At 45.4% G+C, this 24,620-nt stretch carries 25 protein-coding genes; 23 read left to right on the forward strand and 2 right to left on the reverse strand.

The genetic code is table 11. From position 1 onward, the window contains the following. Window positions 1-70 precede the first annotated feature (70 nt). The 6 genes from rpsF to ACPUEK_RS06840 all read left to right on the forward strand — a co-directional run bounded on the left by rpsF (window position 71) and on the right by ACPUEK_RS06840 (window position 5,281). Window positions 71-478, forward strand: coding sequence for a 30S ribosomal protein S6 (gene rpsF / locus ACPUEK_RS06815; RefSeq protein ID WP_067030857.1), 408 nt, complete (start codon window positions 71-73; stop codon window positions 476-478). Window positions 479-500: 22 nt separating this feature from the next. Next, window positions 501-731: a 30S ribosomal protein S18 gene (gene rpsR, locus ACPUEK_RS06820; RefSeq protein ID WP_067030853.1), complete on the forward strand. Its 231-nt coding sequence runs from the start codon at window positions 501-503 to the stop codon at window positions 729-731. Window positions 732-753: 22 nt separating this feature from the next. Then, complete coding sequence (locus tag ACPUEK_RS06825) at window positions 754-1,611, forward strand: hypothetical protein (protein ID WP_067222643.1); 858 nt, start codon at window positions 754-756, stop codon at window positions 1,609-1,611. A 32-nt stretch (window positions 1,612-1,643) separates the two neighbouring features. Next, on the forward strand, window positions 1,644-2,090 hold the full coding sequence (gene rplI / locus ACPUEK_RS06830; protein WP_067030847.1) for a 50S ribosomal protein L9: 447 nt from the start codon (window positions 1,644-1,646) through the stop codon (window positions 2,088-2,090). A 164-nt stretch (window positions 2,091-2,254) separates the two neighbouring features. Further along, window positions 2,255-3,631, forward strand: coding sequence for a replicative DNA helicase (gene dnaB, locus ACPUEK_RS06835; RefSeq protein WP_067222639.1), 1,377 nt, complete (start codon window positions 2,255-2,257; stop codon window positions 3,629-3,631). Between the two features lie 96 nt (window positions 3,632-3,727). After that, complete coding sequence (locus ACPUEK_RS06840) at window positions 3,728-5,281, forward strand: methyl-accepting chemotaxis protein (protein WP_425642761.1); 1,554 nt, start codon at window positions 3,728-3,730, stop codon at window positions 5,279-5,281. 58 nt (window positions 5,282-5,339) lie between these two features. On the opposite strand, the gene bioA is transcribed toward ACPUEK_RS06840, so the two are convergent. Continuing rightward, the gene (gene bioA / locus ACPUEK_RS06845) at window positions 5,340-6,629 is read right to left on the reverse strand and encodes an adenosylmethionine--8-amino-7-oxononanoate transaminase (RefSeq protein ID WP_425642762.1); all 1,290 of its coding nucleotides are present in this window, start codon (window positions 6,627-6,629) and stop codon (window positions 5,340-5,342) included. An 86-nt stretch (window positions 6,630-6,715) separates the two neighbouring features. Beyond that, window positions 6,716-7,096 (reverse strand): ComF family protein, encoded by a 381-nt coding sequence (locus tag ACPUEK_RS06850; RefSeq protein WP_425642763.1) that lies wholly within the window; start codon window positions 7,094-7,096, stop codon window positions 6,716-6,718. Between the two features lie 446 nt (window positions 7,097-7,542). Here ACPUEK_RS06850 and bioB point away from each other — a divergent pair, with 446 nt between their 5' ends. The 17 genes from bioB to ACPUEK_RS06935 all read left to right on the forward strand — a co-directional run bounded on the left by bioB (window position 7,543) and on the right by ACPUEK_RS06935 (window position 24,606). Beyond that, window positions 7,543-8,529: a biotin synthase BioB gene (bioB, locus tag ACPUEK_RS06855; RefSeq protein ID WP_067031439.1), complete on the forward strand. Its 987-nt coding sequence runs from the start codon at window positions 7,543-7,545 to the stop codon at window positions 8,527-8,529. Further along, on the forward strand, window positions 8,516-9,700 hold the full coding sequence (gene bioF / locus ACPUEK_RS06860) for an 8-amino-7-oxononanoate synthase (protein WP_425642764.1): 1,185 nt from the start codon (window positions 8,516-8,518) through the stop codon (window positions 9,698-9,700). The genes bioB and bioF overlap by 14 nt, the downstream gene beginning before the upstream one ends. 6 nt (window positions 9,701-9,706) lie before the next feature. Then, window positions 9,707-10,513: an alpha/beta fold hydrolase gene (locus ACPUEK_RS06865; RefSeq protein WP_425642765.1), complete on the forward strand. Its 807-nt coding sequence runs from the start codon at window positions 9,707-9,709 to the stop codon at window positions 10,511-10,513. Next, the gene (gene bioC / locus ACPUEK_RS06870) at window positions 10,494-11,282 is read left to right on the forward strand and encodes a malonyl-ACP O-methyltransferase BioC (protein ID WP_425642766.1); all 789 of its coding nucleotides are present in this window, start codon (window positions 10,494-10,496) and stop codon (window positions 11,280-11,282) included. The genes ACPUEK_RS06865 and bioC overlap by 20 nt, the downstream gene beginning before the upstream one ends. Further along, window positions 11,275-11,961, forward strand: a complete 687-nt coding sequence (bioD, locus tag ACPUEK_RS06875; protein ID WP_067222619.1) for a dethiobiotin synthase — start codon at window positions 11,275-11,277, stop codon at window positions 11,959-11,961. The genes bioC and bioD overlap by 8 nt, the downstream gene beginning before the upstream one ends. Window positions 11,962-12,068: 107 nt before the next feature. Then, window positions 12,069-12,539, forward strand: a complete 471-nt coding sequence (locus ACPUEK_RS06880; RefSeq protein WP_067222617.1) for a helix-turn-helix domain-containing protein — start codon at window positions 12,069-12,071, stop codon at window positions 12,537-12,539. Next, window positions 12,540-13,700, forward strand: coding sequence for a sensor histidine kinase (locus tag ACPUEK_RS06885; RefSeq protein WP_425642767.1), 1,161 nt, complete (start codon window positions 12,540-12,542; stop codon window positions 13,698-13,700). After that, window positions 13,693-15,039 (forward strand): sigma-54-dependent transcriptional regulator, encoded by a 1,347-nt coding sequence (locus ACPUEK_RS06890; protein ID WP_425642768.1) that lies wholly within the window; start codon window positions 13,693-13,695, stop codon window positions 15,037-15,039. The genes ACPUEK_RS06885 and ACPUEK_RS06890 overlap by 8 nt, the downstream gene beginning before the upstream one ends. 71 nt (window positions 15,040-15,110) lie before the next feature. Then, window positions 15,111-15,470 (forward strand): flagellar hook-basal body complex protein FliE, encoded by a 360-nt coding sequence (gene fliE, locus ACPUEK_RS06895; RefSeq protein ID WP_067222607.1) that lies wholly within the window; start codon window positions 15,111-15,113, stop codon window positions 15,468-15,470. 26 nt (window positions 15,471-15,496) lie between these two features. Beyond that, on the forward strand, window positions 15,497-17,170 hold the full coding sequence (gene fliF, locus ACPUEK_RS06900; RefSeq protein WP_425642769.1) for a flagellar basal-body MS-ring/collar protein FliF: 1,674 nt from the start codon (window positions 15,497-15,499) through the stop codon (window positions 17,168-17,170). A 1-nt stretch (window position 17,171) separates the two neighbouring features. After that, entirely contained in the window at window positions 17,172-18,182 is a 1,011-nt protein-coding gene (fliG, locus tag ACPUEK_RS06905) for a flagellar motor switch protein FliG (protein ID WP_067030808.1), read from the forward strand. Between the two features lie 3 nt (window positions 18,183-18,185). Further along, a complete protein-coding gene (locus ACPUEK_RS06910; RefSeq protein ID WP_067222601.1) occupies window positions 18,186-18,968 on the forward strand; it encodes a FliH/SctL family protein in 783 nt (260 codons plus the stop codon). 9 nt (window positions 18,969-18,977) lie between these two features. Continuing rightward, complete coding sequence (gene fliI, locus ACPUEK_RS06915) at window positions 18,978-20,315, forward strand: flagellar protein export ATPase FliI (RefSeq protein WP_067030801.1); 1,338 nt, start codon at window positions 18,978-18,980, stop codon at window positions 20,313-20,315. A 49-nt stretch (window positions 20,316-20,364) separates the two neighbouring features. Continuing rightward, entirely contained in the window at window positions 20,365-20,802 is a 438-nt protein-coding gene (gene fliJ / locus ACPUEK_RS06920; RefSeq protein WP_417504562.1) for a flagellar export protein FliJ, read from the forward strand. After that, a complete protein-coding gene (locus ACPUEK_RS06925) occupies window positions 20,802-22,526 on the forward strand; it encodes a hypothetical protein (RefSeq protein ID WP_425642770.1) in 1,725 nt (574 codons plus the stop codon). Before fliJ ends, ACPUEK_RS06925 begins: the two co-directional genes overlap by 1 nt. A gap of 1 nt (window position 22,527) precedes the next feature. Continuing rightward, window positions 22,528-24,264, forward strand: a complete 1,737-nt coding sequence (locus ACPUEK_RS06930; protein ID WP_425642771.1) for a hypothetical protein — start codon at window positions 22,528-22,530, stop codon at window positions 24,262-24,264. A gap of 42 nt (window positions 24,265-24,306) precedes the next feature. Beyond that, window positions 24,307-24,606: an STAS domain-containing protein gene (locus tag ACPUEK_RS06935; RefSeq protein WP_067222587.1), complete on the forward strand. Its 300-nt coding sequence runs from the start codon at window positions 24,307-24,309 to the stop codon at window positions 24,604-24,606. The last annotated feature ends 14 nt before the right edge of the window (window positions 24,607-24,620 follow it).

A 24,620-nucleotide genomic window follows, 5' to 3' on the forward strand; every position in this document is an offset into this window, starting at 1 on the left:
CATTCTACTCCTTGTCTCACAGCTTTTTAACGGGGAAAGCGTGGAGACTAAGAACCCATAAGGAGCAATCATGCGTCATTATGAAATCGTGTTTCTGGTTCATCCAGATCAGAGCGAACAAGTACCAGCAATGATCGAGCGTTACACTAACTTGATCACTGAAGATGGCGGTCAAGTACACCGTCTTGAAGACTGGGGCCGTCGCCAACTTGCATACCCAATCAACAAAATTCACAAAGCGCATTATGTTCTTATGAACATTGAAGCGTCTGAAGGTGTTTTGGCTGAGCTAAACGACACATTCCGTTACAACGATGCAATCATCCGTAACCTAGTTATCCGTCGTAAAGATGCGGTAACTGAAGTGTCTCCAATCAAAGCGTCTGAAAGCCGTGAAGAGCGTCGTGCTCCACAGCGTGAAGAGCAAAAACCAACAGAAGCTGCTGCTGACAAAGCTGCAGACGACTCTGCTGAATAATTGATTAATTAGGAGATACATTATGGCTCGTTTTTTCCGTCGTCGTAAATTCTGCCGTTTCACTGCAGAAGGCGTTAAAGAGATCGATTACAAAGATCTAGAAACTCTAAAAGGTTACATCACTGAAACTGGTAAAATTGTACCTAGCCGTATTACTGGCACACGTGCACGTTACCAGCGTCAGCTAGCGACTGCTATCAAACGCGCTCGCTACATTGCTTTGCTTCCATACACTGACGGTCACTTTAATTAATAGGTGATATAAGAAGTATCTCATGGGCGGTTTAGCTAACTGGGTAATGAAAAAACGCATGAATGCTATCCTTGTGGTAGCGTTATGTAGCATCATCCCAATGATGTTTTGGCTGAGCGCTGCGGTCCTTGGACTGGTAGTACTTCGAAAAGGTGTAAAGGACGGAATACCTGTTATTGCTTGGGGTGGCCTACCAGCACTTGTGCTGTGGGGTATTCAAGGTGATGCAACAGCACTCATGGTGTTGATCGATACCTTTATTTTGGCTTTCGTGCTAAGAGAAAAAGTATCTTGGGCTTGGGTGATGCTAGGGGCGAGTTTACTTGCCGCTATATCGTCTTTGGTTCAGCCACTACTCATGGCAAATTTGTTGGATATAGTTGCAGAACTGATTCAACAAGTATTAAGCAATGAGGGCGAAACAGACATACCTTCTAAGGAAATGATTGTTCGTCAAGCGGTGATCGCCATGTCAGTGGTTCAAGCTTATATTGCTGTAGGTGCGCTATTTTTAGCACGCCGGTGGCAATCGCGCTTGTACAACCCAGGTGGGCTAAAGAAGGAGTTTCATGAATTTAGACTCCCTCTTATTATTGCTCTGGTATTAGGAGCAATGGTGTTGGTTGGTGAAAGCCTAGGTGGCGGTTTTGAGATTTTATCTCGAGCGGCTGTTCCAGCATTAGTGATTCCTGGTCTTGCATTGGTTCACGGTATTCTGGCATTGAAAAAAATTGGGATTGTTGGACTGGTTGTTTTTTATCTGATTGGTATTTTGGTACTGAGTGTTTATTTTGCGAATATTTTGATCTTCCTTGCGGTGGTCGATAGCTTTGTAGACATTCGTGGACGAATGCAATCAAAACCTTCTGACGTCAATTAAAAGCTAGATATTTTATTTTAGAGGTGATCGAGATGAATGTGATTCTACTCGACAAAGTCGGCAAACTAGGCGGTATCGGTGACGTTGTTACTGTTAAACCAGGTTTCGCGCGTAACTTTTTGATTCCAAACAAAAAAGCTGTGATGGCTAACAAAGCTAACTTGGCTACTTTTGAAGAGCGTCGTGCTGAGCTTGAAGCTCAAGCTGCTGAGCGTAAAGCTTCTGCAGAAGCACGTGCTGAGACACTAAATGGCAAAACTTTCACTATCACAGCTAACGCTGGTGACGAAGGTAAACTATTTGGTTCTATCGGTACTCGTGACATCGCTGAAGCGATTGTTGCTGCGGGTTCTGAAGTATCTAAATCTGAAGTACGTCTTCCAGAAGGTGCTCTACGTAACGTAGGCTCTTACGAGATCGACGTTCAGGTACACTCTGAAGTAACTGCTACAGTTACTCTAGACGTTGTAGCTCTATAATCCTTCGGAATTATAGCTTCAAAGAAAGGCATTTCACGTAAGTGGGATGCCTTTTTTTATGCCTGTCTTTTTTCTTTCCTAAGCATGATCGTTAGCTGATGTTTAGTAGGCTTAATGGTAAGCTTTGATGCCTTTTTTCAATCCAATTTGCGAGAGAGTGTTACGTGCAGTTTGAAGATTCAGAAGTCTCCTCTATTAAACTACCACCTTATTCGATAGAGGCAGAGCGCTCTGTTATTGGTGGTTTAATGCTTGACCCGGAAGCTTGGGAAAAAGTATCTGAGCTGGTGATGGCGGATGATTTTTACCGTCCAGAACATCGTGCAATTTTTGCTGTGATTGCTCGTCTTGCGGATGACTCCGAACCTGCCGATGTGGTTACCATCAGTGAAAGGCTTGATAAGCGTGGAGAGTTGGAAGACATTGGCGGCGTGACCTATCTTATAGAGGTTGTAGAAGGGACGCCTAGTGCCTCTAATATTGCTTCTTACGCTGAGATTGTGCGTGAGCGCTCCATATTGCGTCGGCTTATTTCAACCACCAATGACATCAATAGCCGAGCTTATCAGCCAGAAGGCATGACGGCTGCGGAAGTGCTGGAAGATGCCGAACGTCAAATCTTTCAGCTTGCAGAAGGTGGAGATAAGAAAGGCGGCCCTCGTATCGTTGCCGACATTCTCAGTAAGACCGTAGATAAAATTGATGAGTTGTACCATCAAGAGGGCTCGATCACCGGTTTGAGTACGGGCTTTACTGATCTTGATGCGATGACATCGGGGTTACAGCCTTCGGATCTGATTATCGTTGCAGGCCGTCCATCGATGGGTAAAACAACATTCGCCATGAACTTGGTCGAAAATGCGACCATGATCAGTGAGATTCCAGTGGTTGTGTTTAGTTTAGAGATGCCGGCTGAGCAGTTGATGATGCGTATGCTGTCGTCTTTGGGGCGAATAGACCAAACTCGAATGCGTTCTGGACAATTGGTTCAAGAGGATTGGGATAAACTTATGTCAGCGGTGAAAATGCTAAAAGATCGTAAGCTCTTCATCGATGATACCGCGGGGATTAGCCCAACAGAAATGCGCTCACGTGTGCGTCGTATTGCACGCGAGCATGGTGGTGTGGCAATGATCATGATCGACTATCTGCAGTTGATGCAAATTCCTGGCTACAGTGAGGGTCGAACCAATGAGATCTCAGAAATTTCGCGATCATTAAAAGCCATTGCGAAAGAAATGGAGTGTCCTGTTATTGCGCTTTCGCAGCTTAACCGAAGTTTGGAGCAGCGTCCAAATAAGCGCCCAGTCAACTCGGATTTGCGTGAATCAGGTGCGATTGAGCAGGATGCGGACGTCATCTCATTTGTTTATCGTGATGAGGTTTATCATGAAGACACGCCGCATAAAGGTATTGCCGAAATTATCATTGGTAAGCAGCGTAATGGTCCAATCGGTACTTGTCGCTTGGCCTTCATTGGCAAATTCACGCGTTTTGAAGATTTGGCACCGGATGCCTACCGTGATTTTGCGGATGAATAGTGCAAAAAGTGATGCCTTTTAGTTGCTAAAACGGTATGTAAATCTTATGGTTGTGTCAGTGATTAGATATATTTATCGAGAGAAGTTATGCGAAAGATGTCTGTTACAAACAGGGAAAATGATTTTCCTGCCAACTATACTTTAGTTTCCAGTACGGATACTAAGGGTCGTATTACCTTCGTAAACGATGATTTCTGTAAGGTGGCTGGTTACGAGCGTGAAGAGCTAGTCGGTCAACCGCACAACCTGATTCGTCATCCTGATGTTCCGCCTGCTGTGTTTGCCGATATGTGGGAAAACTTAAAAGCCGGTAGAAGCTGGATGGGGATTGTAAAAAACCGCTGTAAAAGTGGTGACCACTACTGGGTAAGTGCGCACGTTAGCCCGCTTATTGATAACGGTAAGGTGGTTGGCTACGAGTCGGTTCGTCAAAAAGTGACCAACGATCAAAAAGCCCATGCACAAATGGTGTATGAGCGGGTCAATGCGGGTAAGCACCCTGTTCCAGGTATGCCTCGTTTTAAAGGATGGATGTGGCGTCAAACATGGTTAAACGCAATATTTTTTGTTGTGTTCGGTATCATGGGACTGTTTTCACCCTGGTTATGGTGGCAAATTCTATCGCCCATTTTAGCGGTTGTTGGAGCGTCACTTAATCTAACTCAGCGCCACTCTTTGCGTTCAACGATTGCCAAGCTGCCTCCAGAAGCACACAACCCAATCGGTCAGTATTTGTACTTTAAAGCGGTTGGCCCCAATGTGGCACTCAGTTTTTCTCAGTTACATAAAAATGCCGCTGCATTTACATTTAGACATCGTTTGGTTGAGGGCTCGAAACAGCTACAGCAGCGAGCGGAGCATGCTAAAGAGAGTGTCACATCTAACTTAATAAACTTTAATAAGCAGCGTGAAAGTTTCCAAACGGTGGTGTCGGCGAGTACACAACTTCAAGCCAGTGTGAATCAAATTGCAGACCATGTTCGCATTGCTGCCGAAGATACAGCGTCGGTGGAAGATAAAGCGAAAGCTAGCCGAGCGATGGCCAAGCATACTGGTGAAACCATGCAGAAAGTATACGCTGAAGTAAATTCTGCAAAAGATGTAGTAGAAGATTTAGCGAAACAAAGCGATCTTATTAACGGTTTGGTTAAGTCGATCAGTGACATCGCGGAGCAAACTAACTTGTTGGCGTTGAATGCTGCCATTGAGTCAGCGCGAGCTGGTGAAGCGGGTCGTGGTTTTGCTGTGGTAGCGGATGAGGTACGAGCACTTGCCATTCGAACGCAAGATGCTACTCAAAGTATCCACTCGACAACGGAAGAGTTAAAACGCAATACTCAAGCTGTCCTTGAGGCTATTGTGAAAGGCGCGACGGTTGCTGATGAAGGTGTTCAAGGTGTGAATGAGGTTGCTGAAAGTATGAACGCCATAGAAGCAGCGATTCATCATATTGTGGAGACAACGGCTCAGATTAATTCTGCGACCGCAGAGCAAGCGGATGTGGCCAGTTCACTCAGTCAACAAATGATGGAAGTGGATCAGCTGAGCATTGAAAGTATCGAGCGGGCGGAAAATATTGTTTCGAATATTGCTCATATTGAAGAAGAAGCTTACGAGCAAGGTAACTTAGCTGAGCGCATGAAGCAGTAACGTTAGATATGCGAAAAAAACGAGCCAATGGCTCGTTTTTTTATGTCTGTCTGATGGATTAAAAATGTTGTTGTATCACTGTCTGAATTGCGCGGCCCAGCTTAGTGACTTGCTCTTGAGTAATAACATAAGGAGGCATTAGGTAGATAAGTTTGCCAAAGGGACGAACCCAAACGCCTTGCTCGACAAACAGTGGCTGAATTTTGTGGAGATCTACGGGGTGTGACAGTTCTACGACACCGATAGCGCCAAGACATCGAACATCGGTCACCATCTCTAAATCTAAACAGGGGCTTAACGCACTTTCTAGCCATACTTGAATTTGGTGGACTTTGTCCTCGATATGATAACTGTTCACTAGGTCTAAACTTGCATTGGCTGCCGCACAGGCTAGTGCATTCCCCATAAAGGTCGGACCGTGCATAAATACGCCATCTTGGTCACTGATTCCTAGAGCGACTTTATCATTGGTAAGTGTCGCTGCAAGCGTGATGTAGCCACCAGTGAGTGCTTTGCCAAGACACATGATGTCAGGCTCGATATTGGTATGCTCTGTCGCGAACAGTTTGCCTGTTCGACCAAAGCCCGTCGCTATCTCATCAAAGATCAACAAAATGTTAAACTCGTCGCACAGTGCTCTGATTTCATCAAGATAGGCGGGGTTGTAAAAACGCATACCGCCGGCATTTTGAACGACAGGTTCGATGATGAATCCCGCTAAATGCTCTTGTTGTTCAGCAAATAACTCACGAATTTCATGTAAGTATTTTTTATCAAGTGGCGTATCGATTCCCGTTGGCGGCGGGGAGACAAAACATTGCGGCGTCAGTGCTTGGTTGAACATGCTGTGCATACCATTCACTGGATCGCAGACGGACATAGCAGCAAAGGTATCACCATGATATCCAGAACGAGGGGTCGCAAAATGCTGTTTATTGGGGTGACCTTGTGTGTGCCAGTATTGAATCGCCATTTTAAGTGCGACTTCAACTGAGACTGAGCCTGAATCGGAAAAGAAAACCCGTGTTAATGATTCAGGTGTCATTGCCACCAGCTTTTGCCCGAGTTCAATCGCTGGTTTGTGAGTAAGGCCGCCAAACATAACGTGTGAGAACCGATCCACTTGTTGGTGTAAGGCTTGATTAATCTGTGGATGATTGTAACCGTGAATGACGCTCCACCAAGAAGACATGCCGTCAATTAGACTGCGGCCATCGGCCAAATGGAATTCGCAGCCAGATGCGCTTTCTACTAAGTAATGGGGAGTTGGGTGGCTCATAGAGGTGTATGGGTGCCACAACAGTTGTTTATCTAACTCAGTTAGATGCTGGTGCTCTTCTTGGTTCATGGTGTTTGGCCTATACAACGAGTGAACAAATTGAACGGCATACTATCGAAATTTTATAGGGGGCGCTATATCTATGGCGCTCACTGTTATGGCGTTCTTGCTAATGCCCAGACTGTCACATTTGGCGCTCCGGATAGTGTTAGAGCTTCGGCACAAGCTTTGACAGTACTGCCTGTCGTGATGACATCGTCGATCAGTAAAACAGGTTCGTAAGGTGTCTGTGGCACATAAAAGTGCTTATAGGTGAGTTTATGACGCTCACGTTTTGCTAGTGTGTGTTGCGCTTGGTTTGCTTTTATTCGCTCTATTGTTATTAGCTCGATTTTAAGATCGGGATGATAGTGGCGCAAATGTTTCAATAACAGTTGGCTCATAAACTCGGTTTGACAAAAACCACGTTCAATTAGTGAACTGGTGGCGGTTGGTACATGACTCCAGAGTTTAGGAATAGGCTGGTTCTGTTGCAATATGTGATCCGCAAGCTGACTAATTAAAGGGCGCAGTAGGTGGGGTTGGTTTTCAAATTTTGCCTTAGTGATCAGAGCGCGACAGAGACCTTCGTATTCAAAAGGCGCGATGGCTTTTGAGAAACTGGGGGGTTCTTTTTGGCATTCTCCACATAGTGCTAAAGGAGACAGAGTGGGGCTTGCGCAACGATCACAGCAGTGGTCGTTTCGTTTTAAAAAAGTAGTGCAGCTGGAGCAGAGGCAACCTTCTTGCTTGAAGCCACAAACATAGCATTGATTTAAAAATAGCCTCTTGTAAACCTTATTTATCAATGTAGTTGACAGATGGGGGTGGTTCATTAGTATTGCGTTCCTTGCAACAATAAAATGATGGAGCCATAGCGGTGAATATTTCGACTCAACCTCGATACGACTGGACTAGCCAAGAAGTTCAAGCATTGTTTGATATGCCTTTTATGGATTTGCTCTTCCATGCGCAAACCGTTCACCGTGCAAACTTTGCACCCAATGAAGTGCAAGTCAGTACTCTATTGTCCATCAAAACCGGCGCGTGTCCAGAAGACTGTAAATACTGTCCGCAAAGTGGCCATTACAATACCGAATTGGAAAAAGAAAAGTTAATGGAAGTGCAGAAAGTGTTGGAAGAAGCGACACTTGCAAAGAAGGAAGGTGCGACGCGTTTCTGTATGGGCGCGGCGTGGAAGCATCCTTCAGAAAAAGACTTCCCTTATGTGTTAGAGATGATCAAAGGCGTTAAACAACTGGGCCTAGAGTCGTGCGTGACGCTAGGGACGCTGAATAAAGCGCAAGCGAAGCAGTTAGCTGATGTAGGCCTAGATTATTATAACCACAACTTAGATACCTCTCCTGAGTTTTACGACAGTATTATCACTACGCGATCGTATCAAGAGCGGTTGGATACGTTATCTAATGTTCGTGATACCGGTGTGAAGCTGTGTTGTGGCGGTATTATGGGGTTGGGAGAAGAGCAAAAAGATCGTGTGGGCTTATTACGTCAATTGGCTTTGATGACACCGCATCCAGAAAGTGTGCCAATTAATATGCTGGTAAAAGTAGAAGGGACGCCGCTAGAAAATGTTGATGATTTAGATGAATTTGAATTTATTCGAACCATCGCTGTAGCGCGTATTATTATGCCAACGTCTCACGTGCGTTTATCTGCAGGTCGTCAAGGTATGAGTGAACAAACTCAAGCCTTGTGTTTTATGGCGGGCGCTAACTCTATTTTCTACGGCGAAAAGCTGCTGACAACTGGCAACCCTGAAGCAGACAAAGATCGTATGTTATTCGAGAAGTTGGGCATTCAACCTGAACGACGTCACGATGTGTCTGATGAAGCGGTAACGGAAGCGATTGCGGCTCAGGCTAAAGCACAAAACGAAGCCAAGTTTTTCTACGATGCCACCGTTTAAAACACCAGCTTGGATGCTCGAGGCGCTCGATGAGCGCCGAGAGCAGCACTTATTTCGCTCTACACAAGTTGTTTCGAGTCCGCAAACCACGTGGATGAGGCAAGGCGATCGACGTTATTTATCGTTTTGCTCAAATGACTATCTAGGTTTAGCCAATCATCCTCATTTAAAACAAACCTTATCCGACGCCGCACACCAATATGGTGTCGGCAGTGGTGCTTCTCATCTTGTCTGCGGTCATTTGGATATACATGAGCGCTTAGAGCAAGCATTATCAGGTTGGTTAGGGTATGAGCGTGTGTTGCTATTTAGTACCGGCTACATGGCAAACCTCGCGGTTATTTCTGCGCTTGCGAGCAAACGACACCCTGTCTTGATGGATAAGTTGAATCATGCGTCGCTCATTGATGGTGCTCGACTCAGCGGTGCAACCTTTAAACGTTATTTACATAACGATGTGAGCAGTGCTCAAAAACACCTTCAATCTCTTGATCAGCCGGGTGTGCTGGCAACAGATGGTATTTTCAGTATGGACGGTGATAGAGCGCCGCTCGCGTCATTGGCCTCACTTGCTCGCGAGCATGAATGGTTGTTGGTGGTAGATGACGCTCATGGTTTAGGTTGTATGGGGCATGAAGGTAAAGGTGCAATAGATTTAGATGGCTTAGGTGCTGAAGATGTACCGTTTTTAATGGGGACGTTTGGTAAAGCATTTGGTGTTGCCGGAGCTTTTGTTGCTTGCTCTCAAGATATGGCCGATTATTTAACCCAATTTGCGCGCCCCTACATCTACACTACAGCGATGTCGCCTGCGATTGCGGCAACGGTTTTAGCCAGTCTAGAGCTGATTCGATCGGATGAAGGTCAGCAGCGTAGAGAGCAGCTAGCGAATCATATTCAGCTGTTACGACAGCGATCAGCAGCATGGCCGTATCCGATGATGCCATCGGATAGCGCTATTCAGCCTATGTTAATTGGTCAAAGTGATGATGCACTGCACATCAGTGCTGCGTTGGCAGAGGCAGGAATTTTGTGTAAAGCGATTCGACCTCCGACCGTTCCACCAAATACTGCTAGGCTTCGTATTACGTTGAGTGCTGAACACACTCATGGGGAAGTCGTGCATTTGTGTGATACCCTAGATGCCATCTTTAACGATGTGTCTGAGTGATTAAAAATGCGAACTCCGATTGAAACCGAAACCTTTGGTGACCCTAACCTTCCCGCAATTTTTTTGGTGCCTGGATGGGCTATGCCAAAAGAAGTTTTTCATGAAACGGCGACTAAGCTGAGTAAGCATTTTTATGTGGTATTAGCTAATTTACCGGGTGTTTCCGTGGATCCAAATTGGCATAAACGTAATCGCTTCGGGCCAAACTACGATATCGATGCACTTGCTGAGCAGTTGCTCCGCGCTGCGCCAAAGCCTTGTTGGTGGATCGGATGGTCGTTAGGCGGGATGATTGCAAACTATGTTGCTGCGCGACGTTCTAGTTGCGTAAAAGGGGTAATATCGGTAGCAAGTGCGCCGTGTTTTACCGCTATCGATGAGTGGCCAATTGGCATGGAGCCGGATACGTTCACACACTTTTTCGACCTAGTGAAACAAACGCCAGAGAAAGGCTTTCGCCGCTTTCTTACTTTACAGACTCAGGGGGCCTCAGACGTGAAAGGTTTAACCAAAACCTTGTCCAGTCTGCAGCCTAAAGAGTTGATCGACCCAGAAGCATTAATTCGTGGTTTGGCTTTGCTGGAAACATTAGATGTGCGGCGCGAAATTGAACTGCTGGATGTACCAAATTTACATATGTTTGGTGCTCAAGATGCATTGGTTGATACAGAAAAAGTGATTCAGTGGCTGCCAAAGAACTACCAGCAAACGGTGTTGGCTTTACCAAATCAGGCCCATCAACCTTTCTTAGAAGACCCGTCACAGTTTGTGGCGACGGTAACCCAGTACATTAATGACAACACGTATAACTAACTCAGACATTGTTTACAAACAAAAAGTGGCGAGCAGTTTCTCACGAGCTGCGCACAGTTATGATCAATATGCGGTGTTCCAAGAGCAGGTCTTTACGCAACTGGTAGAGTGGTATTCCCCTGTCATGGATCAACGTTGGCTTGATTTGGGCACAGGGACTGGTCGAGCGCTTTCGGTGTTAAAAGGTCAGCAGGTGGTCGGGCTGGATTTGTCCTTCTCGATGATTCACAAAGCACGCCAAAGAGTACCCAGTGCAGCATTCGTGTGTGCAGATGCAGAAGCCTTGCCTTTTGCCAATAGTGTTTTTGATGGCGTGATGTCCAGCTTGGCAATTCAGTGGTGTTTAACGCCATCGCAGCTTTTTAGTGAGCTGTTTAGAGTGTTGAGTGATCAAGGCCAAGTTCTTGTATCTACTTTAGTGTCTGGCTCGATGCCTGAACTTAGTAAAGCTTGGCAGGGGGTAGACGGCCGTTCGCATCATAACCATTACCCGAGCATGACTAAGGTTCTAGCCGACTGTAAAGCTGCTGGTTTTTTTATCCAGAAAGCGCAACAGCATACCATGACGGTGCATTATCCTACGGTAAAAGAAGCCGTTTACTCACTAAAAAAAGTAGGAGCTTCGATTGTAATGGAAGACTCCAGTGTTATATCGCCCTCTAAGTGGAAAGCCTTTGAATTACAATACAAGCAGCTGCAAACTCAGCTTGGCATTCCATTGTCTTATGAGGTGGCGTTTATTCAATTGACAAAGGTAGATCATGGCTAAGCAACAGTACTTTATTACCGGCACCGATACAGATGCAGGCAAAACCCATGTATGTGTGGGGTTATTGGCGGCGGCGGCGCGTCAAGATTTACGCTCAATGGGGGTAAAACCCATTTCTGCTGGGGCGGAAATGATTGACGGTAAGTTGCGAAATGATGATGCCATGAAAATTCAAGCGGCGAGTTCGGTGTCACTGCATTATGAACAAGTAAACCCAGTTGTATTTGAACCTGCTATTGCGCCACATATCGCGGCCGCAAAAGAAAATAAAATCATCACGGTAACTCGCTTAGAAGGCTTTGTTCGAGGCAGTTTATTAACGCCCCATGATTTTGCCTTGGTAGAAGGGGCGGGCGGTTGGCGTGTACCAGTGAACGATCGTGAATTGTTGTCTGATTTAGCGAAGCGTTTGGCCATGCCGGTGATCGTTGTTGTCAATATGCGATTAGGTTGCTTAAACCATGCGTTCTTGACCATGGAAGCGATTCGTCGTGATGGCTTGAAAATCGCAGGTTGGGTAGCAAATGGCGGACAAGAAGATATGAGTTGCTATGAAGAGAATCTGGCAACGTTGAATAACATGCTATCTGCACCGTTATTGGGGAGCCTATCTTGGCATCAAGATAGACAAACAGCTGAGGCGGAATTTGATTTACTGTTCAAAAATCTCAGCAGTTAAACCATTGCCTTATAAAGAAATTATTGTCATTTCACTGAGCTGACAGCATGCCTCTTTGGTGACACTGTGCTAAAGTTTGGAGTTATTACAGTCATTAATAGAGAATCATGAAAGCCTGTATCATTGGTGTCAGTCAAGAAGAGACTCAAGCCGTCGCGCCGATCCTACATTTTCTCGGTATTGAGATTGTCATGGATCCGCAACAGAATGAACTTGTTGATTTCTTTGTCGTCGGAAGTTTGGTTGATGTGACCAAGCTGTCTTTACCCTTACCTTCTATTTGGCTGCAAGAACACGAAGAAGTGGTGTCAGAAGGCACTGTATGGTGTTGTCCTATCCCATGGCGCCAAGAACAGATTTTGCCTATTTTAAATCGCTTGGCAGAGTCTCCTAACATGCCACGTACGCAAGCTGTGAATCTTAATGTTTATATTCGACATCTTGAGTCGGTGTTGATTCGTCATGCGTTAACGTCTTCAAATGGTGTGGTTTCTAAAGCGGCCAGCTTACTGCAAATTCAACGTACGACATTGATTGAAAAGATGCGTCGTTACCGTATAGATAAGTCGGAGTTCTAAGTGAACAAGGACGAAGAAATTGCCCGTTTAAAAGAAGCATTCACTCTATTTGAAGAGACTTCACGTTCTTTAGAAAGCGCTTATGAAGAACTGCAAAATGAAGTTCGCTTGTTAACCGCAAAGCTGGAACAGGCAGAGTGCGCTAAACAAGAAGAAGAGACGAAAAACAAAGTGCTGTTGAAGCAATTTCAGCAGCTTTTTTGGTCCATGCCTGTTGGTGTGATGCTACTCAACTCGGAAGGTCGAGTAGTGATGACTAATCCAATTGTGGATCGGTTATTTGGTGAGACTATTTTAGGTGGTGTATGGTCAGATATTGTGCCTAAAAGCTTTCGGCCTCAAAAAGATGACGGCCATGAAATTACGATGGTCACTGGGCGGCGTGTTCGCGTTGAAACATCGTCACTGGGCGATGTGCCTGGGCAATTGATTATTCTTGTCGACCTAACCGAAACTCATTCGCTGCAGCGTCAATTGGCGCATCATGAACGCCTTTCCACCATGGGGAAAATGGTGGCGGCGTTGGCTCATCAAATACGCACGCCATTGTCTTCCGCCATGTTATACGCTGGGCACTTACAGAAAGAATCTTTGTCTGAGGATATGCGCGTTCGTTTTTCGGGAAAATTGTCTGACCGATTGAATAATATTGAGCGCCAAATTCGAGATATGCTAATTTTCTCAAAGTCAGATATTAAATTAGACGAAAAGTTATCGTTGACAGTATTGGTTGATAAACTATCAGAGCGTGCGCAGGAACAAACAGAACTGAATCATGCTGTGCTTAATGTTCATGTTGACGGTTTGCCAACTGGACAAATACAGTGTCATCAAGAGGTATTGATTGGATCGATACTGAATTTGGTGAACAATGGTATCGAAGCTTCTGAGCGCGGTGCAGAAATAGACCTGTGGGTCACGGCTCATGAGCAGGTATTACGTATCACGGTTGAAGATCACGGACGAGGAATGAGCGACGAACAGCTCAATAAAGTACAAGAAGGTTTTGTTACCACAAAACAACATGGAACTGGGTTGGGGCTGATGGTAGTGAAAGCGATTATTCGTGCCCATCATGGTACCTTTACAATCGAGAGTCAGCCTGAGGTTGGCACAAAGGCGACCATCACATTGCCAATTTTAGGGAGTGAGTATGTCTGAAGTGAGTTTGTTGGTCGTAGAAGATGACCGAGGATTAGCTGAAGCATTAGAAGATACGCTGTTACTGGCGGGTTATAAATGTTTTATGGTGGAAAGTTCTGAAGATGCCATTGTGGCATTAAAGCGTCAGAACTTTGATATGGTGGTATCGGATGTCAATTTGCCCGGAATGGATGGCTACGGTTTGCTTCAGCATGTTATGGAGCATTTTTCTGAATTACCGATGATGCTGATGACCGCCTATGGTGATATTGCCCATGCGGTTGAGGCGATGCGTAATGGCGCAGTAGACTACTTGCTTAAACCCTTCAAAGAAAATGAACTGCTCGATATTATCGCTAAACATACGTCTCGTGTCGCAAAAGTTAAAAGCTATACCCCGATCGCTAAAGATCCAACCAGCGTGGCTTTATTGGAGCTGGCAAAACGTGTGGCGGTAACGGATTCAACGGTTTTAATTTGTGGTGAAAGTGGCACAGGTAAAGAAGTTTTAGCGCAGTACATTCATTCTGTATCAGATCGCAATGGACGTCCTTTTATTGCTATTAATTGCGCTGCGATCCCTGAAAATATGCTCGAAGCCATGCTTTTTGGTTACGAGAAAGGGGCCTATACGGGAGCTGTTTCTTCTCAAGCGGGTAAATTCGAACAAGCCAATGGCGGTACTTTGTTATTAGATGAAGTGACTGAAATGGATGTCGGGCTGCAGGCAAAGTTATTGCGTGTATTGCAAGAACACGAGGTCGAGCGATTGGGGGGCAAAAAAGCGGTTAAATTAGATGTTAGAATTATTGCCACAACAAACCGTGATTTGGCTGAATATGTTCGAGAAGGCGGTTTTCGGGAAGACTTATATTACCGTTTAAATGTGTTTCCTTTACGATGGTCTCCTATTCGCGAGCGTAAAGGCGATATACAACCGCTGGCAGAAGCTTTATTGTTAAAGCATGCACAAAAGATGCGCATTGATGACGCTTTTCTAGCGCCATCCGCGTTAAGCAAGCTTGAATCTCATGGTTGGCCTGGCAACGTACGTGAATTAGAGAATGTTATTCAGCGTGCTCTAATATTGTGTGGTCAAGGCAGGGTGAGCGAAGATCATATCGTGTTCGATATGGTTTCCGCGCCAAAAGTAGAAGAGCCAGAAGATGAAGATGCGAATGAAGCCGCATCGATACTTGGGCGTGGCGTTCAGCAGCACGAATTTCGTATTATTGCGCAAGCCTTGGTCGATGCTAAAGGCAAGCGTAAAGAAGTGGCGGAGAAGTTGGGCATTAGCCCTCGAACGCTGCGCTACAAAATCGCAAAAATGCGAGAATGTGGCATAGAAGTTGATTGATATTAAAGTCTAGTTTTTAATGACAGTGTGCTAAGCTACTATGACTTAATGATTTTTTGGGTGCGAGTAAAATGGTGACAGACAGACCTGACATTAATCAGGTGCTTTCTCAAATGCGTGACTTGCGAAGTCAGATTCAATCTCCGAGCTCGAATATTCAAACGGGTATTCAGCAGGTTGGTCAACAAGCCCCGCAAGGAGTAGAGCGTCCTGACTTTTCCGATATGCTGAAAACTGCTGTCGATAACGTAAATTCATTACAGAAAGAATCTAAAGTACTCGCTCAAGCCTATGAGCGTGGCGAAGAAGGGGTAGACTTGCCTCAAGTAATGATTGGTTTGCAAAAATCGAGCGTATCCTTTGAAGCGATGACCCAGGTCAGGAACAAGCTGGTAGACGCCTACGAGAAAATAATGAATATGCCCATTTAACAGTGGGTTAGACGCGGCAGTACTGAATGGATAATGTCCCAGCAGATCGATCTGAGCAAAAGCTCTATATGGAGTTATTGACTGGCTTCAACAAACTGACAGTAATTCGTCAGCTTTCGTTGATGGTCGGTCTTGCTGCGTCTATTGCTATCGCTCTGGCAGCTGTACTGTGGACGTCTGGCCCAGATTACAAGCCCGTACTCAGTAGTATTACGGACTACAATGCCGATCAGATTGTTGAAATCCTAAATATTAATAGTATCCCTTTCAAGCTCGATGAAAACACTGGCGCATTATTGGTTGAGTCGGAGTTTTATCATCAGGCACGGCTCAAGCTGGCAGGCTCAGGCATTGTGTCAGACAATATTGTTGGTCTTGAAATTATGGACCAAGATCAATCCCTCGGCACCTCGCAATTTGTTGAAACGACGCGATACCGTCGTGGACTTGAAGGTGAATTGAGTCGAACGATCACCAGTTTACAAAGCGTCAAATCTGCCCGTGTACACCTTGCTATCCCTAAAGAGTCTGTGTTTGTTCGAGATACCCGTAAGCCGAGTGCTTCTGTATTTCTTGAGCTTTACCCCGGTCGTCGTTTGGACCGTAGTCAAGTGGATGCCATTGTAAATCTTGTTGCTTCAAGTATTTCCCAATTAAGTGATCAAGACGTTACGATCGTGGATCAGCGCGGTACTTTGTTGACCGAGAAAGATACTAATTCCGAACTATCCGTTGCGGGCAAGCAGTTCGAATACTCACGTCGTGTTGAAGACGTCATGTTACAACGAGTGAATAATATCTTGTCGCCGGTCGTGGGAAGTGGAAGGTTCAAGGCAGAGGTTTCTACCGATATCGATTTTACCGCGGTAGAGCAAACAGACGAGCAATATAACCCAGACTTGTTGGCACTTCGCAGTGAACAAACCTTACGTGAACGTCGATCTGCGAACGGTGGTAATAATGGCGTACCTGGCTCGTTAACCAATCAGCCTCCCGGTGCGGTGAATATACCCGAAGCCGCGGATGAAAATGGCGCTGCGATTGGCGGCGGTGCAAATGGGGCAAATGGTCAGTCACGTGAAGAAACAACACGAAACTTTGAGTTAGATCGAAGTATTAGCTACACCAAGCGACAACAAGGCACCGTTCGAAGGCTTTCAGTCGCGGTGGTTGTTGATGATATTGTGTCGCTAGATCCAGATACCTCTGCCGTTATTAGAACGCCTTGGAGCGATGAAGAGTTGAGTCGTTTGACGCTCTTAGTGCGTGATGCGGTGGGTTACGACCCTTCTCGCGGTGACAGTGTCAGTGTGATTAACTCGCCGTTTGCTGTTCCAGAACCGCCGGAAGCACCGGAAGAGGTTCCGTTCTATAAGCAAAGTTGGTTCTTAGAGTTATTACAGCCCGTACTTGTCGGTGTGTTTATCTTACTGCTTTTATTGATGGTTGTGCGTCCAATTTTGAAAACATTGGGTGACCAGAACAAAATTGCGGTGGCGGAAGATACAGAGGCGGCTATTTTTGCCGATGAGACGGATGAGATTTCTGATGATCAGGTGTCTCTAGTCAGTGCGGAAGACGTTTCCGTACCTGGATCACCAGAGAAAATTGAGCGACAACTTAACGCAATACGCGGTCTGATTGCCGAAGAGCCAGAACGAGTAGCGCAGGTAGTGAAACAGTGGGTAATGGAAGGCTAGTATGAGTGACCAAGATGCTGCGAACATGAGCTCGCTGGATAAAGCGGCGGTTTTGCTGATGTCGTTAGGGGAGTCCGATGCGGCTCAGGTCTTGAAACACATGGGGCCTAAAGAGGTTCAGCGTATTGGCCAAGCCATGGCTCAGTTGGCGAATATTCAACGACATCAAGTAGAAACAGTTCTTGATGAGTTTTTGATTCTAGTTGGCGATCAAACTGGCCTTGGGTTGGGCGCGGATGGCTACATTCGAAATATGCTTAAAGAGGCTCTGGGTGAAGAGAAAGCGGGCAGTTTAGTTGACCGAATTCTATTAGGTGGAAATACCACAGGGTTAGATACGCTTAAATGGATGGAATCAAGAGCTGTTGCGGATGTGATTCGCTATGAGCACCCCCAAATTCAAGCCATTGTTATTTCATATCTAGATCCAGATCAAGCAGCGGACATCCTATCGAACTTTGATGAACGCGTGCGATTGGATATCGTTTTACGAGTCGCTTCTTTAGAAACTGTTCAACCTGCGGCATTGCAGGAGTTGAATAATATTCTTGAGCGTCAGTTCTCTGGTAATAATTCTACTAAATCCACCTCGATTGGCGGTATTCGTACAGCAGCTAATATTATGAACTTTATTGACAGCTCGGTTGAGGCTGAATTGATGGAGTCTATTCGGGATGTTGATGAAGATTTAGCAAGCGGCATTCAGGATCTGATGTTTGTCTTTGATAATCTGCTTGAAGTAGATGATCGTGGTATTCAAGCTATTTTACGTGAAGTTGAGTCTGAGACACTGATTTTGGCACTAAAAGGTGCGGATCCAGACATGCAAGAAAAAGTCTACAAGAACATGTCATCTCGTGCAGCGGACATGCTTAAGGATGATTTAGAGGCCAAAGGTCCTGTGCGAGTGAGTGAAGTGGAGGTGTCGCAGAAAGAGATTCTTGCGATTGCCCGTCGTTTGGCTGATAACGGTGAAATCGTCCTTGGTGGCGGTGGTGAGCAGATGGTTTAGTGAATGCCTGATAACGAGAGAAAGCTGACCGCTTATGAACGCTGGGAATTACCAAATTTAGGTTCTGGTGAAGCGCCGCGTAAAACGCCTTCAGGTATTGCGATTAAGTCTGACGAAGAAGCGGTTGAGATTACAGAGGAGATTGATGAAGACTCTCTGGTCTATGAGCCATTAACGGCACAACAACTTGAAGAGATACGCCTAGCGGCGTATGAAGAAGGTTTTGCGCAAGGTCAAGAAGAGGGCCAAGAAGCGGGTCATAAAGAAGGCTTAGCTAAAGGCCAAGAAGAAGGTCATCAACAGGGTTTTGAACAAGGTCTAGAAGAAGGTAAGGCGGAAGCGTTAGCGCAAGGTGTTGAGCTTGCACAGTCGCAGGTTGGTGAGCTAGAAATGCTTCTCAATAACGTCCTAAAAGAATTCGAACAACCTCTAGAAAGTACCCGCGAACGTTTAGAAGAGCTGTTACAGAGTGCCACGAAGCGTATCGTCGAGCATGTCGTTCGTCGTGAGTTAGGCGAAGACAGTGAGGAAATGATTCGCTCTGAATTAAGTAAAGTGCTGGCTACGTTAGGTGAGCATGAGGGGCGTGCCTCGCTAACCGTTCATCCAAGCTGTGTCGAAGCGATTGAAGCACTGGCTGCGGAGCAACGCCTCACGATAAAAGTAAAAACAGATCCGTCTCTGATTGAGGGAGGGTTTGTTCTTGAGTCAAATAGCTTTTATGTCGACGGTACCGTTGAATCTCGTTTAAAAGACGTTTTAAACTCTCTCGATAAGCCTCAATAAAGCACTTTTATGACGACACTCCTTGATCGATTAAGCAAGCTGCAGCAACAGTCTTTGCCAGATTATTCCATTGATATCGAAGGTAAGGTAACACGCATGGTCGGTCTGACGATGGAGGCTGTAGGATGCGCTGCTTCCTTGGGCGATCGGTGTGCGGTCCAAATTGGTAAAAATCGTTGGGTTGAGTCTGAAGTCGTCGGTTTTACCGGAGATTTGACCTACTTGATGCCAACGGAAGCGATCGATGGCATTTCTCCAGGTGCGCGTGTGCGTCCATTACGTGAAGACAGCCAAATGCCGGTAGGCCCAGGATTATTAGGGCGTGTCGTCAATGGTCTTGGCCGACCGCTGGATGGTAAAGGGCCCATTATTGCCGACGAGAGTATTAGTTTGCAGGGGGAAATCATAAACCCGCTGCAGAGAAAACCAATCAGTGAGCCGTTAGATGTTGGTATTAAAGCGATTAATTCACTACTGACGGTGGGTAAAGGTCAGCGTCTAGGTTTATTTGCCGGCAGTGGTGTGGGTAAAAGTATGCTACTTGGTATGATGACACGCTTTACCGAAGCAGATATAACCGTCGTTGGATTGATTGGCGAGCGTGGTCGAGAAGTAAAAGAGTTTATAGAGCAAATTCTTGGTGAAGAGGGCTTAGCGCGTTCTGTTGTGGTGGCGTCACCTGCAGATGATTCCGCTTTAATGCGTTTGCGCGCAGCGGTTCTCACGTCGAGAATCGCGGAATATTACCGTGATCAAGGCAAAAACGTACTATTATTGATGGATTCTTTGACGCGTTATGCGCAAGCACAGCGTGAAATAGCCTTGTCAGTAGGTGAGCCGCCAGCAACCAAAGGTTATCCCCCTTCGGTTTTTTCTAAACTACCCTGGCTGGTGGAGCGTGCTGGAAATGGTAAAGAGGGTGGTGGCTCTGTGACGGCTTTCTATACCGTGTTAACAGAGGGGGATGATCAGCAAGATCCGATTGCAGATGCTTCTCGAGCGATTCTGGATGGTCATATTGTACTGTCTCGTCGTTTAGCGGAAGAGGGACATTACCCTGCGATTGATATAGAAGCTTCCATTTCCCGTGCTATGCCTCATATTGTTTCTGATGCTCACATGCAAGGTGCTATGCGAGTAAAACAACTGTATTCTCGCTATCAGCAGAATAGAGACTTGATTGCTGTCGGGGCTTACACAAAAGGTTCCGATCCTGAATTGGATCAGGCAATTACCTTGATGCCTGCTATTAACGACTTTTTACGTCAATCACTCGGCGAAAGCTTTAGTATTGATCAAAGTCTAGAAGCGCTCGTCGCTGCGATGACTTCAACACCGTCCCAGTAGACGCCTATACCCTAAGCCGCTAATATCAAACTAATTCCGAGGGAGACGCATGAAAAAATCTGAGCGCATGCAGGTACTGGTTGATATTTCGAAACGCAAAGAAGATGACGTGGCGAAAGCTGTGGCGAAAGAGCAAGCTCGTCTACAGCATGATCAACAGAAACTGCAAGAGTTGAAAGAGTATGCTGAGCAATATGAACAGCAGCGCAACCTACTTGGCTTATCTCCCTATTTAACGACCAATTACCAGCACTTTGTTACGCGCTTACATCAGGCCGTGAAACAGCAGGAACAGCAGGTGAAGCGTTCGGAGCAGCAGGTCAATATGGTTATGAAGCGTTGGCAGGATGCGCGGGCTAAAACGAAAGGCATGGACTGGCTAAAAGGAAAAAGTGTTGGTGAAGAAAATGCGTTGGCTGAAAAGCAGGAACAAAAACAGATAGACGAATTTGCTAACCGCGCTTTTTTTCAACGGATGCGTTCCTAATGAGCGAGGTTCAAGCCGCCTCGCAAGCCTCTATTGTAATGACTCTGTTTAACATTGAGTCTTCTATCTTTGATTCTCAACTGGCACCGCTAAAGTCTTATTTGACAATTCAGTCACTGTTAGCAGATCTAAAGTGCCACCTACCCGAACAAAGCCAACTTCACAGTTATCTTGATTTGTTGATCAATGATTTTGCTGCAGTGATTGATCATGGCGCGTTTTTTAATGATTCGCAAATGGCTGGCTGGCTGGCATGGACGAGTGAGTTCCGGTCGCTTTACGTGGCTGAGCTGGCTTTTTCGACGGCGGTTGATACTAGCTTGATCGAGAATATTCAGCGAGGTTTGCAAACTACTTTAGTGCAGACTCAACGCAATTCGGTACGTTCTTATAGAGGTGAATATCAAGGTCAAGTAACTCAAGGGTTTGAAGACTTCTCAAGTTTGTCGGACTTGGGCTATTGGGTTATTGATCATGCAGAAAATCGGTCTAGTGTTCAGAGCGATAGTTTCGACAACGTGCGCGTGCAAGTGGTGCTGGAAACAGGCTTAGACTTAGAGCAATTAGTCTTAACATTGCCTAGTTGGCACTGGGAAGCGTTGGAGCAAGGCTCAAGCCAAGCTTTGATGTTGCCCGAAGAAAGCCAAAATTACTGGGTTGATTGGCTTCATTTATTGGCATCAGAGCGTGAGGTGTGGCGTAGAAGCCCTTCTTTTCTAAGTTTTTATAAGTCACTCCATGATCAGGTTCGAGAGCAGTTTTCCGTTAGTGTTGATGATGTCATTCAGGTTGCTAATAGGAGCAATCTAAGGGTGATGTCTCAGAGTACCAGTCTAGAAACTGCTCATGGGATAAATCTTTATGGAGGGCGTGTTTTTTTTCTGGACGATCAGTCGCGCGCGACGCAAGTAGTGCCTTTGTCGGAATCGGTTATTCCAGTTTATTGTTTGCGCTGGGAAAGCCAGACACTTGTATTGCCTGCATTTCGAGTGAAAGTGATCAATGGAGAGAGTCAAAATCCTCCGCTTGCGTTGGATACACACGTTTGGCATTACGGAGACAGCGGATGGAGCTCAGTCGCAACGTTACATGAGCGGAATCCATTGTTGGCCATTGAGATAGATGGGCACACGTACTATCTACAGCCAAATTCATTTGATCGAGACTATGGTGTTGTTTTACGAGCCAATTTTTTACCCAAAACTACGCATAATATTTGGAACGTTAGAGGGACTTTTTATAATGAACCTATGCTACCAGAAGAAGTATTTCATCAGTCGTTAACGTTAAGGCGCGGTGGTACTGCGAATGGGCGCTGTAAGAACCACTCTCCTGTGATGATCCAGTTATCTTCTTCTCATGGGATGGAGCTGTATGGCGATATGGTGATAGGAATTACTCCGTATCGCTCTGTTGTGCACTTGGTGCCTGGTTTTGTCTATCATAGCGGTCATGTATTGCCTTTAATTGAGCCGGATGAAAAGTGGTGTAGTGCGGATGATCTGGTTATTTTTATTGAGTCGAAGGGAATTAACTTCGCCTTCAGGGGGCAATACAGCAGTGCAGATAAGAGCGTGGTTCATAAATTAGTAGACGCTGATGCGGTTATGCTAAATTGGCAAGAAGAACGAATTCGTATCACCCTAAGAGAGGATGGATGGTTTTTGCTTGACCAGCGCCATACCTACTTTTTTCTTAAACAGCTGTTAGAGATGCTTGAATAAGATGGACGCAACCACTTCAACTCATGCTGCATTTGATAAACGTCGAGTGCGCTTTTCAGACTGGATAGTTCAGTATGCGGTGCTGTTTATTCTGTTATTTACAGGTTTGCTTGTAGGAACATATTTCGCTGCAAATGAACGCTTACAGGAATCTCAGCGTTCTGCAAATGAGCTGCATGACATTACCTACCAAACCTTAGAGTTGATGGCGCGGTGGCGAGCAATATCCACAGATCAAGGTTCCGTTTATATTCCTGAGTTGTTACAGCGAGAGCGATCTCTAGGGCAGCGATTACGTGAATACAGTTCTGAGATTGTTAGCTTACCCAGTGCACCCGTTACGATTTCTCAATTTACGGTAGCAGAGCAAATCCAATTAGCATTGAGTCGATTGTCTCAAATTAAGCAAATTGCAGCGGAGCGTAGCTCACGACTAGGAAACATAGACTTGTTGCATCACCCTTATGTCATGCTTCTTTCTGCTGGGTGGTGTTTGTTGCTGATATACCTGATTTGGGGATGGCGTCGAGTGCTGCTAGATAGACGCGTAGCATTAAGCTTTTTTCACTCGCAGATTGATCGCGCGCAGTCGGGAGTTCCCATTTCTGTGCCTGTTTTGCGCAGTGATGAATTTGGTGACTTTGCTCGCTATTTTGATAGTTTTTTAAACGGTGTTAATTCTGATTTTTTGACCCAAAAAGCTTTTGCTCAGCTTTATCAATCGGCTATGTCGTCTTCTTTATCGCTTAAATTGTTGGTTAGTGAGAGTGGAGAAATTCTTAGTGTCAGTGAGGGGATGTCAGAGTTGTGGGTGCTTGAATCTGAATCCTTATCGGACTTTTTAGGGGTCGATGTCCATCTTTCCAATTTGGAAGGCGAAGTGCTTTCTAAGGATTTGATTGAAAGTAATACTATAGCGCCTAAGCGAGTAGGAAAGAGAAACTATGAGGTGCGCTGTACAAAAATTACAACCTGTAAGCAGTATGGTTATTTAGTCGAACTGGTTCAACTTGAGTCTCATGCAGAGCTTAGAGTGCTGGAGGCAACGTTGAGTTTAATGGCTAATGACGTTTGGGATGCCCCGGTTAGAATTTTGGATGACTCCTCGCCGTACTTTAGCTTTTCCAATAAATTGGAAGCAAATCGTAAGCAAGTGATCGATTTTCTTACGCGTTCTAATGTCTTGGTAAATAACTGTGACAAAGAATATCCCAAGATTACCAAACTGCAACAGTTGTCAGAGTGGCTCGTTGCTAAACTCAATAGCAATGAAGTCGAGACGAATGAGAGCCTTGAAAGTCAAAATATGCTCGCTTCAGAAATAGAAGTAAGTAAGCAAGATTTTTTGCTGGTGAGAGAGCATATAGAATATCGCTTTGAGTTATACGAAGCCTATTTACAGCAATTAGCTGGGTGGCAGGCGTCTCAAAATACGTGGGTTGCAGTGGTAAATGAAGGTCTAATAAACACTAAAGAAGCGATTTTAAACTTGCTGAGCATAGTGCATACAGAGCCTTCAAGTGCGAGTGTTATAGAACACAGCGTCATTGATTTAGCCCACGATATAGATACTGTGTTAACTGAAATCCTAGACTCAAAGCCTGCTCCTGGTGACTTGAAGCTGGAGCATATTAAGAGTACTGAATCAGACTTAATGCGCCGCCTAAACGATGTGCAGTCAAAGTTAGATTATGTTTCGGATTTAGCGAGTAAGAAAAAACTCCTCTCTCATCAATAACTTAAAATCATTTTTTGGCCCAAAGTTTGTGAGGCGTGATGTATGATTATTAGTCAATTTGATGAAAAGGCAAATACGGCGACCTTAGTCATAAAGGGACGTTTTGACTACGCCTGCCAGCAAGCGTTTCGAGATGGCTTTAGTCGTCATCCGAAAGGCACTGATTTTATCGTAGATTTGAAAGATGTAAGCTATATTGATAGTTCTGCTTTAGGCATGTTGTTATTACTGCGTGACCATGCAGGAGGTGACGGCGCAACGATAGAATTAAAAGGCGCGTCTGACTTTGTGGGTAGTGCTTTAAAAATGGCAAGGTTTGAACGTCTGTTTTCATTTGCGTAATGATTTTCGGAGCG

The sequence above is a fragment of the Marinomonas gallaica genome, assembly GCF_049821165.1.
In the GTDB taxonomy this organism is placed as follows: Bacteria; Pseudomonadota; Gammaproteobacteria; order Pseudomonadales; family Marinomonadaceae; genus Marinomonas; species Marinomonas gallaica.

Excerpts from the sequence above, each read along its gene's own strand:
- ACPUEK_RS06890 (WP_425642768.1), top strand. The coding sequence starts at position 13,693 with ATGTCTGAAGTGAGTTTGTTGGTCGTAGAAGATGACCGAGGATTAGCT.
- bioF (WP_425642764.1), top strand. The coding sequence starts at position 8,516 with ATGCCACCGTTTAAAACACCAGCTTGGATGCTCGAGGCGCTCGATGAG.
- ACPUEK_RS06935 (WP_067222587.1), top strand. The coding sequence starts at position 24,307 with ATGATTATTAGTCAATTTGATGAAAAGGCAAATACGGCGACCTTAGTC.
- fliG (WP_067030808.1), top strand. The coding sequence starts at position 17,172 with ATGAGTGACCAAGATGCTGCGAACATGAGCTCGCTGGATAAAGCGGCG.
- fliJ (WP_417504562.1), top strand. The coding sequence starts at position 20,365 with ATGAAAAAATCTGAGCGCATGCAGGTACTGGTTGATATTTCGAAACGC.
- bioA (WP_425642762.1), bottom strand. The coding sequence starts at position 6,629 with ATGAACCAAGAAGAGCACCAGCATCTAACTGAGTTAGATAAACAACTG.
- bioB (WP_067031439.1), top strand. The coding sequence starts at position 7,543 with ATGCCTTTTATGGATTTGCTCTTCCATGCGCAAACCGTTCACCGTGCA.
- ACPUEK_RS06865 (WP_425642765.1), top strand. The coding sequence starts at position 9,707 with ATGCGAACTCCGATTGAAACCGAAACCTTTGGTGACCCTAACCTTCCC.
- ACPUEK_RS06880 (WP_067222617.1), top strand. The coding sequence starts at position 12,069 with ATGAAAGCCTGTATCATTGGTGTCAGTCAAGAAGAGACTCAAGCCGTC.
- ACPUEK_RS06840 (WP_425642761.1), top strand. The coding sequence starts at position 3,728 with ATGTCTGTTACAAACAGGGAAAATGATTTTCCTGCCAACTATACTTTA.
- rplI (WP_067030847.1), top strand. The coding sequence starts at position 1,644 with ATGAATGTGATTCTACTCGACAAAGTCGGCAAACTAGGCGGTATCGGT.
- rpsF (WP_067030857.1), top strand. The coding sequence starts at position 71 with ATGCGTCATTATGAAATCGTGTTTCTGGTTCATCCAGATCAGAGCGAA.
- fliE (WP_067222607.1), top strand. The coding sequence starts at position 15,111 with ATGGTGACAGACAGACCTGACATTAATCAGGTGCTTTCTCAAATGCGT.
- fliI (WP_067030801.1), top strand. The coding sequence starts at position 18,978 with ATGACGACACTCCTTGATCGATTAAGCAAGCTGCAGCAACAGTCTTTG.
- bioD (WP_067222619.1), top strand. The coding sequence starts at position 11,275 with ATGGCTAAGCAACAGTACTTTATTACCGGCACCGATACAGATGCAGGC.
- ACPUEK_RS06925 (WP_425642770.1), top strand. The coding sequence starts at position 20,802 with ATGAGCGAGGTTCAAGCCGCCTCGCAAGCCTCTATTGTAATGACTCTG.
- bioC (WP_425642766.1), top strand. The coding sequence starts at position 10,494 with ATGACAACACGTATAACTAACTCAGACATTGTTTACAAACAAAAAGTG.
- ACPUEK_RS06825 (WP_067222643.1), top strand. The coding sequence starts at position 754 with ATGGGCGGTTTAGCTAACTGGGTAATGAAAAAACGCATGAATGCTATC.
- fliF (WP_425642769.1), top strand. The coding sequence starts at position 15,497 with ATGGATAATGTCCCAGCAGATCGATCTGAGCAAAAGCTCTATATGGAG.
- rpsR (WP_067030853.1), top strand. The coding sequence starts at position 501 with ATGGCTCGTTTTTTCCGTCGTCGTAAATTCTGCCGTTTCACTGCAGAA.
- ACPUEK_RS06930 (WP_425642771.1), top strand. The coding sequence starts at position 22,528 with ATGGACGCAACCACTTCAACTCATGCTGCATTTGATAAACGTCGAGTG.
- ACPUEK_RS06910 (WP_067222601.1), top strand. The coding sequence starts at position 18,186 with ATGCCTGATAACGAGAGAAAGCTGACCGCTTATGAACGCTGGGAATTA.